The 15244-nt window shown below is 35.1% G+C and carries 11 protein-coding genes; 6 read left to right on the top strand and 5 right to left on the bottom strand.

Going from position 1 to position 15244, the window contains the following annotated elements:
- The first annotated feature begins 143 nt into the window (after positions 1 to 143).
- Positions 144 to 1493, top strand: coding sequence for a sigma-54-dependent transcriptional regulator (locus QO200_RS13165; RefSeq protein WP_371540929.1), 1350 nt, complete (start codon positions 144 to 146; stop codon positions 1491 to 1493).
- Positions 1493 to 2842: a PAS domain-containing sensor histidine kinase gene (locus tag QO200_RS13160; protein WP_371540910.1), complete on the top strand. Its 1350-nt coding sequence runs from the start codon at positions 1493 to 1495 to the stop codon at positions 2840 to 2842. Before QO200_RS13165 ends, QO200_RS13160 begins: the two co-directional genes overlap by 1 nt.
- Positions 2843 to 2975: 133 nt before the next feature.
- Here QO200_RS13160 and QO200_RS13155 read toward each other — a convergent pair whose 3' ends face one another.
- The 4 genes from QO200_RS13155 to QO200_RS13140 form a co-directional block, all read right to left on the bottom strand.
- Positions 2976 to 3302: an MGMT family protein gene (locus QO200_RS13155; protein WP_371540909.1), complete on the bottom strand. Its 327-nt coding sequence runs from the start codon at positions 3300 to 3302 to the stop codon at positions 2976 to 2978.
- Positions 3303 to 3352: 50 nt separating this feature from the next.
- Positions 3353 to 3988, bottom strand: coding sequence for a LysE family transporter (locus QO200_RS13150; RefSeq protein WP_371540908.1), 636 nt, complete (start codon positions 3986 to 3988; stop codon positions 3353 to 3355).
- A 53-nt stretch (positions 3989 to 4041) separates the two neighbouring features.
- Positions 4042 to 4719, bottom strand: coding sequence for a tRNA (guanosine(46)-N7)-methyltransferase TrmB (trmB, locus tag QO200_RS13145; protein ID WP_371540907.1), 678 nt, complete (start codon positions 4717 to 4719; stop codon positions 4042 to 4044).
- A gap of 125 nt (positions 4720 to 4844) precedes the next feature.
- Complete coding sequence (locus QO200_RS13140; protein WP_371540906.1) at positions 4845 to 5351, bottom strand: nuclear transport factor 2 family protein; 507 nt, start codon at positions 5349 to 5351, stop codon at positions 4845 to 4847.
- A gap of 152 nt (positions 5352 to 5503) precedes the next feature.
- Here QO200_RS13140 and QO200_RS13135 point away from each other — a divergent pair, with 152 nt between their 5' ends.
- From QO200_RS13135 to QO200_RS13120, 4 genes are all read left to right on the top strand, one after another.
- On the top strand, positions 5504 to 7114 hold the full coding sequence (locus QO200_RS13135) for a murein L,D-transpeptidase (RefSeq protein WP_371540905.1): 1611 nt from the start codon (positions 5504 to 5506) through the stop codon (positions 7112 to 7114).
- Between the two features lie 213 nt (positions 7115 to 7327).
- Positions 7328 to 8896 carry a murein L,D-transpeptidase gene (locus QO200_RS13130; protein WP_371540904.1) on the top strand — a complete coding sequence of 523 codons (1569 nt, stop codon included), beginning with the start codon at positions 7328 to 7330 and terminating at the stop codon, positions 8894 to 8896.
- Between the two features lie 111 nt (positions 8897 to 9007).
- A complete protein-coding gene (locus QO200_RS13125) occupies positions 9008 to 11050 on the top strand; it encodes a M13 family metallopeptidase (RefSeq protein ID WP_371540903.1) in 2043 nt (680 codons plus the stop codon).
- Positions 11051 to 11343: 293 nt separating this feature from the next.
- Positions 11344 to 12942: a murein L,D-transpeptidase gene (locus QO200_RS13120; protein WP_371540902.1), complete on the top strand. Its 1599-nt coding sequence runs from the start codon at positions 11344 to 11346 to the stop codon at positions 12940 to 12942.
- Positions 12943 to 13136: 194 nt separating this feature from the next.
- On the opposite strand, the gene QO200_RS13115 is transcribed toward QO200_RS13120, so the two are convergent.
- Complete coding sequence (locus QO200_RS13115) at positions 13137 to 15233, bottom strand: prolyl oligopeptidase family protein (RefSeq protein ID WP_371540928.1); 2097 nt, start codon at positions 15231 to 15233, stop codon at positions 13137 to 13139.
- Between the last annotated feature and the right edge of the window lie 11 nt (positions 15234 to 15244).

Raw genomic sequence — 15244 nt, 5'->3', positions numbered from 1 at the left:
ACTGGTTATCAACATACAAAAGCATGCCAAGGAATTTATAATTTCTAAAACGATGGTTTTCAATACGGTTGCAAAAAATCAAAAAAATGAAGTGTTCGGAAACGGACAGTCCCTTGTTCAAAAGTGAACAAAAACAAACAATGATGCGAAAAAAACAAGCCAAAATACTTATTGTTGACGACCAAGAAGAAATTCTTTTTTCGGCAAAAATGATCTTGAAGAAGCATTTTGAGGAAATTTTTACAACAAATGACCCAAAAAAAATAATTACTATCCTTGGTGAAAACCAAATTGATGTTGTTATGCTAGACATGAATTACCGCATTGGTTTTGAAGATGGACGCGAAGGCATTCATTGGCTCAAAGAAATAAAAACCCTATCTCCAAAAGTAATTGTACTATTAATGACCGCTTTTGGCAAAATCGAAACCGCAGTAGAAGGCATGAAAATAGGTGCTTTTGATTATATTTTAAAACCTTGGGATAATGAGAAATTACTCTCCACTATAGATAAAGCCGTTGTGGAAAGTCGAAAACTGAGTCGAACATCGAACTCGGAAACCCCTCCTAAAAAACACTTTATTGGTAGTTCCCTAAAAATAAAACAAGCGTATTCCATTGCTGAAAAAGTAGCAAAAACAGATGCGAACGTCCTTATTTTAGGAGAAAACGGAACAGGTAAATTTGTGTTTGCTGAACATATTCATCAGCATTCTGATCGAAAAGACAAACCATTCGTTCATATTGATTTGGGTTCGTTAAGCGAAAACTTATTTGAAAGTGAACTTTTTGGCTATGCCAAAGGTGCTTTTACCGATGCCAAAACCGATACACCAGGACGATTTGAAACAGCCGACAATGGGACTGTTTTTTTAGACGAAATAGGCAATATCCCCTTACATTTGCAATCAAAACTATTGCATGTTTTACAAACAAGAAAAGTCACGCGCTTAGGCGAAAGCAAACCCAGAAATTTAAACGTAAGAATCATCTCGGCAACCAACAGCGATATTAAGGAAGAAGTAGAAAACAAAACTTTCCGAGAAGACTTATTGTATCGTATTAATACCATGGAAATCAATCTGCCTCCTTTGCGAGAACGAAAAGACGACATTGTGCCCATGGCGCACTTCCTTCTAAAGCAGTTAGGTGAAAAATACAATCAAAGCGAAGTCATTTTTGACAAAAACGTGGCCGAATATATGGAACGTTACCCTTGGAAAGGAAATATTAGAGAATTAGAAAATAAGATTGAGAGGGCATTGATCATGTCCGATGACAATACGATTTCGGTAACTGATTTAGACCTACTCAGCTTTGAATATACTGAAACCGCTGAGGAATATCCGTTATTAGAAATGGAAAAAAACGCTATCGAAAAATCCCTTTATAAAAATAACGGAAACATCACTAAAACCGCCGAAGATTTGGGTTTATCCAGAGCCTCATTGTACCGGAGACTTGAAAAATACGACATTAAAAACAACGACTAATGAATAGCTGGAAATTTTACAATGCTCTTTTTGCAAGAGTTTTTATTGTCATTATAACGCTCGCTTTTTCACTTTACCTATTTGGAAACGGCTATTCTTATAGCGCTATTCTAATTTTGGTTTTTTCTTTTTTAATCTGTGCCGAAATGTATTCGTACATCAAAAACAAATTGACTTTTTACGACAAAACCATACTTTCGATACTTAACAACGATTTTTCTGCTAGTTTTCCTGCTGCATACAAAGAAGGAGATTATAAAAATTTGTGTCTGCTGTATGATACTTTAAAAGAGAAACAACACGACCTGAGTTCAAAAGAATTAATCTATCGCTCGATAATAAACAATATCGACACGGCTGCTTTAATTTTAGAAAAAGAAAATGACGACTGGACCATTTTCTTGATGAACGATTGTTTTTCAACTCTTTTTAGCGTCCCGAAAGTGACTAATTGGGAATATCTCAAAAATTACCTGCCGACACTTTGCCAAGAAATTGAAAATACCGGTTTTAACGAATTAAAGACGAGCATTAACATCAAAATCGAGCAACAAGAAGCGCAGACATTTATGTTACAAACTTCGTTAACAAAATCGTTTAACAAAGACTACTTCATCATTCTATTGGACAGCATCCAGCGTGTTATTGAGAAAAAAGAAAAAGAAGCTTGGATTAATTTGATGAAAATCATCTCTCACGAATTAATGAATTCCTTGACACCTATTCGATCGCTTTCGCAAAATTTACTGCAAATCGTAGATCAAGACCATTTAGAAACCGAAGATTTTGAAGATATCAAAAGCAGCATTTCGACCATTATAAACAGAAGCGATCATTTGCAGTTTTTTGTAGAGAATTATCGAAAGCTGGCTGCGCTTCCTACACCAAGCAAAAAACCAACACCAATTCATTTGCTTTTTGAAGATTGTCTTAAAATGATGTCGCCCATTTTCGAATCCGAAAACATAGTAATTATCAACGAAATAGAGAAGCATAAGATAATAGACATTGACAAAAATCAAATAGAACAGGTAATTATCAATTTAATTACCAATAGCATTTTTGCCTTAAAAAACAAACAGGAAAAGAGCATACTTTTAACTACTTCAACAAAAAATAATCGTTTTTACATCACCATATCTGATAATGGTGGAGGAATTGAAAGCGCAATTAAAGACAAAATATTCTTACCATTTTTTACTACTAGAAAAGATGGTGCCGGCATTGGACTTACGCTTTCGAAAAATATTATAGAAGCACATGGCGGTTATCTGAGTCATCAAACTGATTCTGATCTATCAGGAGGTAAAACGCATTTCACCATCTGTTTTATTCCTGGAAATAGTTAAAACGGGAGGAATTCTTGATGCGGGAATTTAAAGGAATTACGCTCAACATTTCAGTACAGAACAGCCGTTTTTTACTGACTAATTAGTGAATGCCCCTATTACATAAGCGTGTTAATCAATTGAAAACAGATCACTATTCACTCATTGGCGGTTGCCAAAAATATTTTTCAAAATCAACAATTTGATTTTCGACTACTTCAATTCCTTCACTTTCTAATAATTGCTGCATCAGATTAGTTCCATCAAAATGAAACTTTCCGGTAAGCAATCCGTTTCTGTTCACCACGCGGTGCGCGGGAACATCATCCATATTATGAGAGGCATTCATTGCCCAGCCTACCATTCTGGCTGAACGGGCTGTTCCTAACGCTTTTGCAATAGCGCCATAAGAAGTAACTTTCCCGTAAGGAATTTGCCTTGCGACAGCATAAACCCTTTCGAAGAAATTCTCGTTTGACATCGTTTTAAATTATAAAAATGGCTTTCGCCGATTGGTAAGTATGCGCTAATCTACCTTAAATAATACCTTATGATATTGAATAAAGTAACTATAGAAATCACGCCCGTTATAGTACCTATGATAGTATTCATATTCCTCAATAGGTAATCAGCTTTGTTTTCTATTTTTTGAAAAAAGGTAATATAAAAATAAAAAACAAGTGAAGAACCTAACACCACTCCGATGACAAAAATAAGAATTGAGCTTGCAGTAAAAGAAAAAATTTCATAGGAAGACAGCGTTATACTGACAAAAACGTAATATGGAATTGGAAAGAAATTAAGTGCCGAAAGCAACATTCCAAGAAAAAATCGCTTCTTTTTACTGCTTTTCTTAATTTTAGCTTTCTTGATTTTTGGCTTTTTGGCTATCCACAAAAAAAACACTGTCAAAGCGCCAAATATCCCGAAGCCAATCTCACGCAAAAGAATGACTATATCTGGCCGAACATCTATAACCCGAGCAAACAATATAGCCAAATAAGCCTGAAAAAAAATAATTATTACTGCTCCAAATACGAACCAAATTGCATTTCTTTTCCCTTCCTTCAAGTTCACTTTAGCTGCCGTCATATTGAGCAAGCCTGGCGGAGTAATACCTATTAAAGCAGTTACAAAACCGGAAAGTAAAGATATAATTAAATTCATAAGCAGGGTGTGAGCATACACAAAAGGCAACCAATTTAAACTTTAAAAAATAATTACTCTTTGATTCTGAATCGAATATACGTAATTGCTTTGTTAACTTCCAAATATTGTTTTTCATAAAAAGTCTGAAAAGCAGTTACTTCCTCTGGACTTCCTTCGTTGACATATACATTGTGATTTGCATACAAAACTTCATGCCCTTCACCATGGAGTAAACCAAGTGTATAACCATGCATGAATTCACTGTCTGTTTTAAGATTTACAACACCATCTTTTTTAAGCACTTTTTTATACAATTGTAAAAACTCAGAATTTGTCATTCTATGTTTAGTACGTTTGTATTTTATTTGGGGATCCGGAAAAGTAATCCAGATTTCATCTACTTCGTTTTCGGCAAAAATATGATTGATTAATTCGATTTGAGTTCGAATAAAAGCTACATTATGCAATCCAGTTTCAACAGCAGTTTTTGCACCACGCCAAAAACGAGCCCCTTTAATATCAATTCCAATGAAATTTTTATTAGGGTATCTTTCGGCTAGACCAACTGAATATTCTCCTTTACCACAACCTAGTTCTAAGACTACAGGGTTATCATTTTTAAAGAAATCTGAATTCCATTTCCCTTTTAAAGGAAATAAATCACCTACTACTTCTTCCCTTGTTGGTTGAAAAACATTGGTAAATGTTTCGTTTTCCTTGAACCTTTTTAATTTATTTTTGCTTCCCACGATTTTTCAAATATTTTTGCAAAATTAAGGAAATATATAAGACCGAAGGCCGAACAAAAGAAAAATTAATAGCAACCACATTATACCTCCTAAAAAAGCAGGATTTGTATTAAATCATTTGGCCATCAGTTTGCTTTATTGTAACCCGATATCAGTTTATCTTCTATGGGCGCTTTGATTTTAGTAACTTCACTTACATTTTCATTAGGAATGGTCATTGACAAGACATAATGTTTGATTTTCCATTCCCCTTCTATCTTTGCTAATACGCCTGAACCCCTGCATATTTTCATTTGTGTATTGAGTAACTCATCAAACCAAGCCGTTTCTTTTGTTTTATCGAAATAAATATGACGCTCCAACACTGTAAAACTCCAAGCTTTGCCTTTATCAAAATAAGGTTTAGCAAATACCTCAAAGGCAGGCTTACTCCAGTTCTCTGTAGCATCGGTACCAATGAAAACAGCATCCTCTGTCATCTTTTCAAAATAAGAATCATACTTTGCTTCTGCTGCGGCTTTATGCCAGGAATCTAGTAAGGTATCGATTTTATTTTCATCAGAAGTAATAGTGTATTTAGTTGGTTTACAAGACACTGCAATTAGAATTAGAACAAAAATGATTTTTTTCATGAGATCAGAATTTAGATAAAAATATAAAATCTTTTGCTCTTTGAAAGAAAAACTGAATTGAAATGATCGAAAAACCTTCTCCAAACGATTCTTAAGCTCTATTTATTTCATAAAAGGACCTAATTCTTTACCTTTATGCAAATGATTGTACCGTGAAAAATTTATTATTATCCATTGTCGTTGTTTTATGTGGTTTTTCCTTAGCCGCTTTCCATCATTACTCAAATGAAGGCATTGCAGCAAGGATGATTTCTAATGCCGGAACGCTTCAACCAACTCTTGTTGAAAAATCTGTGATTCCTATTGACAATGCTATTATTAGTGCTTTTTTTGTAAAATATCCTAATTTAAAAATTTACCAATACGACGTAATTACTTTATATAAAAATAGAAGTTACAATTCCGTTTGGTACGATAAAAAAGGGCTTATTGAATTTGCTGATTTGCTTTATTCCAAAGTAAACTCTCTCGAAGAAGAAGGACTAAAATCCACTATGCCCTATGCGTCCATTATTAACGGAATATTCAACATCAATACGGCGAGTAAACTTACTCAAAGTGATACAGAACTATTCTTAACTACTATGTATGTGTTCTATGCAAAGAAAGTATTCCACGGAATTGACGTAGCTAAAACTACCGAAATCGGATGGTTCTTACCCCGAAAAAACGTTTCCTATGAAAATCTATTAGATTCTCTTTTAACAGCCCCTGATTTATTAAAAAAAAATGAGAGACAGCTGTTTGGCCAATATTACAAACTTCGTGAAGTCCTAAAAACATATCGAGCGATAGAAAAAAGCAGTGATTGGGCGCCTATTGAAATTGACCCATCAATAGAATATTACAAAGCGTATGATAGTTCAAAAACTATTGGCCAAATCAGACATCGTCTCGCGCTTATGGGAGATTTAAAACAAGATTCTAAAAGCAACCTTTATGACGAGGAGTTAATGGCAGGCATTATAAATTTCAAAAAAAGAAATGGCTACAAAGCCAACAAAATACTTTCGACCTGGCAACTACAGCGAATGAACACACCTATAAAGAAACTCATCAGTACTATTATGGTCAATATGGAGCGCTGTCGATGGATTGATCCTAATATGACAAAAGTACCTGAATATATATTTATAAACATTCCCGCTTTTAAACTGAATTATGTAAAAAACGGCAAAAAAGAACTAGAATCTAATCTTTTAGTAGGTAAAGATATGACCGAAACAGTCGTTTTCAGTGGTTCCATCAGTTCGATTGTTTTTAGTCCGTATTGGACTGTCCCTAGAAGTATCATCGAAAACGAAATAAAACAGGCTATATTTCAAGACAAAAATTATCTTGAATCTCACGATATGGAATGGAACAATGGAAACATTATACAAAGACCTGGAGTAGATAACCCAATGGGATTGGTTAAATTTATGTTTCCAAATTCTAATGACATTTATTTACACGACACTCCATATAAAAGCTTATTTGAATTTGATTACCGCGCATTTAGTCATGGTTGTATCAATATGGACAAAGCCAAAGAACTGGCAATTCTGATACTAAGAGATGATCCAAACTGGACTCCAGAAAACATAAATGAAGCCATGAAAGGAGAAAAACAAACCATCCACATCCTTAAAAATAAAATTCCGGTATATATTGGCTATTTTACGGCCTGGGTTTCTGATGATGGAGCGATTAACTTATATAACGATTTATATCGAAGAGACGATCGATTAGCTGATTTATTGTTTTCTGATGTCACAGAATAAGAGTATTCTATCATTTTAAATATCCTCAAAATCTATTTAATATGCGACTAAATAACTAGAATACGAATTAAGTGTTTGTTAACTAGACGAATACAAAAAAACCTTCGAATATTTAATTTTCAAAAGAATTGTACTAAAAGTAACTGCCTATTATCCCACAAAAAATTAATGTATTTTAGCATTAGTTTCAAAAGAAAGCATAAGCCCCATAGTATGAGAAAGTTATTTATATCGATTGAATTTGTTGTTTTTTTACTTTTAATTACAACAGTATCCTGCAAAAAGAAAGGTACTGTTGTTGCTGTTATTCCAGACCAAATCGAAACTTCATTTGACAGTACGCTGGTACAAACTTTTTTTAAGGAGCATCCAAAGTTAGAAAAATACCAATCTGATGTAGAGGCATTATACCGCAAGCATAAATTTCATTATGTCTGGTATGGGCACAACGGAATAAATGAATTTGGTAATTTGTTACATAACAAACTTAACAACCTGAGCGAAGAAGGAGTCCAAGAACCTGTTCCTTACAAAGATAAGCTAGACGCTGTTTATGAGAATTTTGACGGCAATCAGAAACCAAATACTGAAACCGAATTGCTGAATTCAGCACTCTATTTTTTTTATGCTGACAATGTATATCATGGTATCGATCCTAAAAAATCTACTAAAATGGAATGGTATCTCCCGAGAAAAAAGCAATCGTACGGCAGTTATCTCGATTCTCTTTTAATTGATCCCTCTTTAATAAACAAAGACGAAAAAACGGTTTTAAGCCAATATTTTTTACTAAAAAAAATACTAAAAGAATACCGCCAAATAGAACAAAAAGGAGGTTGGAAAACCATAACTATCAATAATAATGTGAAGTCATTTGACCTTGGTGACAGCACTATTACAATTGCGCAGATAAGACAACGATTATTCATCACAGGAGATCTATCTAAAGATTCTAAAAGCGCGGTGTATGATAAAGAACTAGCGGATGGAGTTTTAAAATACAAAAATAGAAGCGGCAGCAAAACCAATACTAAAATTCTTGCGGCAAACATTAAAGACATGAACATCCCGGTCGATCAACGCATCAAAACACTGATCGTTAATATGGAACGCTGCCGATGGGTTTCAAGTGACATCACTAAAGCAAAAGAATTGATTGCCATTAACATCCCTGCTTATCAATTAACCTATTTTAGAAACGGCGTGCCAGAGTTAAGGTCTAATGTTGTAGTAGGAAAAGTGATGAATCAAACCGTGATTTTTAGTGCCCCTATGAAATCTATCGTCTTTAGTCCTTACTGGAATATCCCAAAGAGTATCCTTCAAAAAGAAATTCTTCCCGGTATTGAAAAAAACGAAAACTATCTGGAGGAACACAATATGGAGTGGCACGGTGATTACGTGCGCCAAAAGCCGGGGCCCAAAAACTCATTGGGGTTAATTAAGTTTTTATTTCCTAATTCGAATGCTATTTATTTACACGACACCCCTGCAAAAAGCCTCTTCAACAGAGAAGATCGAGCCTTCAGCCACGGTTGCATCCGAGTAGAAAAACCCATTGAATTAGCGACTCTTATTCTGAAAAATGATAAAAAATGGGATGAGCAAAAGATTATAGAAGCCATGAATAGCGGAGAAGAAAAATGGTACACACTTAAAAATAAAATCCCCGTTTACATTGGCTATTTTACCGCTTGGGTAGATGATAAAGGAGAAATTCATTTTTACGAAGACATTTATAAAAGAGATGATGAACTGGCTTCATTGTTATTTATAAAATAGATTTTTCAAATGTCCTTTTAGAAAAATAAAACTATAAAATACTTATTTTTAGTTATTTAAACATGCCATGATAATTTTTAATTATATTTGATACTGTAAAAAATAACAATTATGAAACGCAAACTCTCCTCTTTTAAAATTGCTTTACTATTACTTCCTATTCTGATTCTTGGCGCATGCAATAAAATTAAATCAGATGGAAAACTAGCGTCAGGTTTGATGCTAAAAAACATGGATACCCTAATAAGGCCCGGTGATAATTTTGATGCTTATGTCAACGGAACTTGGCAGCGCAATACATTAATCCCAGCAGACAAACCTAACTATGGTGCTGGTTATATAGTCTATGACAAATCGCAGGAAGATGTTAAAGCTATTATCGAAAACGCATCTAAAAGTGATTTTGCGGATGGATCAGATGAACAAAAAATTGGTGATTATTATGGAGACTATATGGATTCCATAGGTAGAAATAAAATAGGAGTTGCGCCACTGCTTCCCGAATTTAAGAAAATTGATTCTATTTCAAATTATAGTGATTTAGCAGAATACTTTGGCCATGCGAACCAATCCGGAAACAACAGTCCTTTCGTAATTGGGGTTATGGAAGACCTAAAAGACCCTTCTCAATACATGCTGTACGCTTGGCAAGGTGGTCTAGGACTTCCAGACAGAGAGTATTATTTTCTAGAAGACAATAAATCAAAAGAGATTCGTAAAAAATATGTTACTCATATAGACAAGATGCTTCAGTTGGGTGGTGTTGAAAGCTCGGTTGCACTCGCTCCAAAAATTATGGCTTTAGAAACCTCTTTGGCTGCTAAGCACATGAAAAAAGAGCAAACTCGGGATATGATGAAGCTTTACAACAAATACCCTATTAAAGATTTAAAACAACTCATGCCTTATTTTGACTGGGCATCCCTGCTAACTACTGCCGGAATCAAAAACCAAAAAAATATTGTCATCCCTCAAGTCGAATATATTAAATCGCTTAATGACATAATAAAAACAACCCCATTAGCCACTTGGAAAGCCTATCTAAAATGGAGTGTAGTTCATGGAGCAGCAACGTCCTTAAATACTGCTTTAGAAAATGAAAATTTCAATTTTTATAGTACAACACTTAGAGGTACAGAAAAACAAAGACCTCTTTGGAGAAGAGGAGTTGAAACAGTGAATAAAAACCTTGGCGAAATAGTTGGTAAGGTGTATGTTGAAAAACACTTCTCCCCAGAAGCTAAAGAAAAAGTAAGCTTCTTGGTTAAAAACCTAATCAAAGCTTATGAAGAAAGTATTAAAAAACTGGATTGGATGAGTCCTGAGACAAAAAAACAAGCCTTAGATAAGGTGTCAAAATTCACCGTTAAAATTGGCTATCCTGACAAATGGAGAGACTACTCGTCATTAAAAATTATTAAAAATGACTATTTTGGAAACCAACAAAGAGCTACTGCCTTCGAATACAATCGACAACTTAACAAATTAGGCAAAGCTGTCGATCGTACAGAATGGGGTATGACACCACAAACCGTAAATGCCTATTACAATCCTCCTTTAAATGAAATTGTATTTCCCGCGGCTATCTTACAGCCACCTTTCTATGATGCTAGTGTAGAAGATGCTGTAAACTATGGTGGGATTGGAGCGGTAATTGGTCATGAGATTGGTCATGGCTTTGACGATCAAGGAAGTACTTTCGATGGTGATGGAGTTATGCGCAACTGGTGGACTCCTAAAGACTTAGTGGCCTTCAAACAAAAAACGGGAGAGTTAGTAGCCCAATATAGTGCATTCAAAGTATTTCCGGACCTGAATGTTAATGGAGAATTTACGCAGGGTGAAAATATTGGTGATCTTGGTGGCTTATCTATTGCCTTAAAGGCTTACAAAATGAGTCTCAATGGAAAAGAATCTCCAGTTTTGGATGGCTTCACAGGAGAACAAAGGATATTTCTTGGTTGGGGACAAGTTTGGCTAGAAAAAGCACGTGAAGATGATTTACGTGGCCAAGTAGCTAACGACCCACATTCACCTGCAAAATTCAGAATAAATGGTGTTGTCCGCAATATTCCTGAGTTTTATACTGCTTTCAATATAAAACCTACTGATTCCCTATATTTGGCTCCAAATAAAAGAGTTAAAATCTGGTAAGTGGATAAAAAAAATGGCCCTTAAGACAAATATTCAACCATCATATAAACCTCTTGCTTCACGCAGGAGGTTTTTTTTTAACACTAAATCAACAGGGCAAATCAAAAAGATAGAGCTTGTAAACTATTGCTCTAACAAATATAAATTCAATTTCAGCTGTTATTTTGGTTTCTAAAACCACTTAAATTAAGCTTCAATGTTTTATATTTTCAATAAAGATTATAACAATTCAACACTTCTAAATTTTCCTTGTTTTTTCGTATATTTATAGTCAACACTATAAATATATTGGCATGAAACGCATACTTGTCATCTCTGTTTTTTTACTAAACTGCTTGCTAATATTGGGACTTCCTACTACAACAAAAGCGAGCAGCCTATCAAAGGCCTGTGTCGCTCTACATTACCAAAAGATTCCTTCATTTCCTCCGATTCCTTTTGACAGTACTTTAGTAGTTTCTTTTTTTGCAAAATATCCAAAGTTCAAATACCTAAAACCGGAAGTCATCCAACTCTATCGGAAACACAATTATCAATTCCTTTGGAATGATGGCAATGGCATGAACGAGTTTGCAGCGTTGCTATATAACAAAGTCAATAATTTAGATCAGGAAGGAATAAAAACCCACGTACCTTATGCTGAGAAATTACAAACCATTTTTCAGGATGAAGAAAACATGGAAAAGTCAGATATTGAAGTAGAACTTCTAATGTCTTCGCTCTATTTCTTTTATGCAGATCGCATGTTTAAAGGATTAGACGTAAAAAAAACGGTAGAACTGGGTTGGTATCTTCCTCGAAAAAAACAATCGTATGTAAATCGATTGGACTCGTTACTTCAGGATCCGAGCCTGATCAACAAACAACTAAAAGACCTTCCTGGTCAATATTATCTTTTAAAAGATGTACTTCATAATTACAGTACTATTGAAAAAAATGGGGGCTGGGCTCCAATTCTCTTTCCCAAAAACATAAAACCCCTGAAACCCGGAGATACTTCTGATGTTATCTTACAAATTAGAAAACGTTTGTTTATCACCGGAGATTTAAAAATTGATTCTCAAAAAAAAATATTTGACAATGAGCTACTAGAAGGCATCTTAAAATACAAAGAGCGCAACGCATTCGACACTGATTCCTTATTGTTGCCAAAACATATCAGCAACATGAATATCACCGTACACGAGCGTATCAAGACTCTTATGGTCAATATGGAGCGATCGAGATGGATTTCACCTGGTTTAACAAAAACCGAACAATCCATAGTGGTCAATATACCTTCTTTTACCCTTACTTATTTTAAGGAAACCAGACCCGTACTTGTCTCCAAAGTGGTGGTAGGGAAATCTATGAATAAAACAGCCGTTTTTAGTGGTATGATGAACCAAGTAGTGTTCAGCCCGTATTGGAATGTGCCACCAAGTATTTTAAGAAAAGAAATTTTACCAGCTATTGCCAGAAACAGGAGTTACTTGGCTAAACACGATATGGAATGGGTTGGCAACCGAGTACGACAAAGACCAGGACCACAAAATGCCTTGGGTAAGGTGAAATTTGTTTTTCCAAATTCTCATATTATTTACATGCATGACACCCCCTCAAAAAGCTTATTTGACAAGGAACAAAGGGCATTTAGCCATGGTTGTATTCGTGTAGCCCGCCCAAGAGATTTAGCAATCGCGGTTTTAGAAGGCGACACAAACTGGACTGTAGAAAAAATAGATGCTGCCATGAATAGAAGAGTTGAGAAAACTTACAATCTAAAAACCCAAATACCAGTGTACATTGGTTATTTTACCGCCTGGGTTGATCGCGAGGGCCTAATCCATTTTTATGATGATATCTACGGACACGATGAGCCTTTGTCTAAAATATTACTTTCCGACTTATAAAATCCAGACCCTTTCTAGTATAACTTCTACAAATACAAAACGCCAATCTCCCGATTGGCGTTTTGTTATAAAAAATATTTATTGTGTGTCTATTCCCTAGCCCTGCTTGAAGCGGCATCCTCTTGTTTTCTCGTTTTTAAGAGATAATAAGAGATATAGCGAAAAGCAGGAAGTAGCTCCCAATTAAACCTCTATTATTTTAATTTTGGTAAGGTTTTGAAGCCCATATTATAAAGTGTAAATGCTTGAACATCTACATTCTCTTGAATACTAGCCGCCACTGATTTTCCTGCACCGTGCCCCGCTTTTACGTCAATACGTATTAATGTTGGATTAGTTCCCGCTTGTTTTTCTTGCAATTCAGCTGCAAATTTAAAACTATGTGCTGGCACTACTCTATCATCGTGATCTCCCGTAGTGACCATAGTTGCTGGATAATGTGTTCCTTTTTTTACATTATGCACTGGTGAATATCCTTTGATATATTCAAACATTTCTTTGCTGTCTTGTGCTGTACCATAATCATACGCCCAACCTGCACCTGCTGTAAAAGTATGGTAACGCAACATGTCCATCACGCCCACTGCTGGCAAAGCGACTTTCATCAATTCAGGACGCTGAGTCATGGTTGCACCTACTAGCAAACCTCCATTTGATCCACCGCGAATGGCAAGAAAATCTGAGGAAGTATATTTTTGAGCAATCAAGTATTCAGCAGCAGCGATAAAGTCATCAAAAACATTTTGCTTTTGCATTTTAGTTCCTTCATCATGCCATTTTTTCCCATATTCACCACCACCTCTTATATTTGGCACAGCATAAACACCACCGTTTTCCATCCATACTGCATTAGCGATACTAAAAGCTGGCGTTAAACTCACATTAAAACCACCGTAACCATAAAGCATAGTCGGGTTTTTACCATCTAATTTCAAACCTTTCTTGTAAGTTATAATCATTGGAATTTTAGTACCGTCTTTAGAAGTATAAAAAACCTGTTTAGATTCAAAATCTTCACTTTTAAAGTCCACTTTTGGCTGTGCGTAAACCCCAGATTTTCCTGATTTAGGTTCAAAAGAGTAAATCGTCCCTGGTGTAGTATAATTTGTAAAAGAGTAATACAATGTTTTCTCTTTTTTCTTTCCGCCAAAACCTCCTGCTGTTCCTACAGCTGGTAATTGAATATCACGAACTAATTTCCCATTATAATCATATTGTTTAACCACTGAAACAGCATCTTTCATATAATTAGCAAAGAAATATCCACCACCTGTAGAAGGAGACAGTACATTCTCAGTCTCCGGAATAAAATCAACCCATTTTGATGGAGATGGACTACTTGCATCTACCGTTACAATGCGTTTATTGGGCGCGTTTAAATCAGTTACAATAAACAACTTCGTTCCTTCGTTATCAATAATATTATTATCGCTATTGAAATTATCTACAATTGTAGCGATAGGACTATTTTTAACCGTTAAATCTTTAATATACAATTCATTTCCATAGGTAGAATTAGCTGCTGAAATCACTAAATAGCGATCATCCTCTGTGACATAACCTCCTACATACCTGCGTTTTTGGTCTCCGCCAAAGATGACTTTGTCTTCTTTTTGAGCAGTCCCTAGTTTATGAAAATACAATTTATGTTCGTCTGTTTTAGCAGACAATTCACTTCCTTTTGGTTTTTCGTAACTAGAATAATAGAAACCTTCATTTCCTCTCCAAGACAATCCACTGAATTTTACATCAATTAAGGTGTCTTCTATTATTTTTTTAGATAATGCATCCATAATAATTACTTTTCTCCAGTCGCTTCCGCCTTCAGAAATGGCATAAGCTACTTTAGAACCGTCTTTTGAAAAATCAATTCCTCCTAGTGAGGTTGTTCCGTCTTTTGAAAAAGTATTAGGATCTAAGAAAACTTCTTCTTTTCCAGAAGCATCTTTTCTATACATTACCGATTGGTTTTGGAGTCCGTTGTTTTTAGAATAGTAAGTAAAGTTTACTTCTTTCGAGGGTGCGCCTATCTTTTCATAATTCCACAATTTCTCCATGCGGTTTTTAAGCGCATCACGAAAAGGAATTTGGTTTAAATATCCATAAGTCACTTCGTTTTCTGCTTTAACCCAAGCTGCAGTTTCTGCAGAGCGATCGTCTTCTAACCAGCGATAAGGGTCTGCCACTTTACTATCAAAATACTGATCTACCGTTTCTCCTTTTTTGGTTTCTGGATAGTGTACTGCTTTTTGGTTTTGTCCAAAAGAAGCTATTGTGGGTAATACAGCCATTATTAGAATTA

The sequence above is a fragment of the Flavobacterium sp. Arc3 genome (genome assembly GCF_041431375.1).
Lineage (GTDB): Bacteria > Bacteroidota > Bacteroidia > Flavobacteriales > Flavobacteriaceae > Flavobacterium.
Note: the sequence above shows the minus strand (reverse complement) of the source record. Positions and strands in the feature narration are given on the sequence as shown.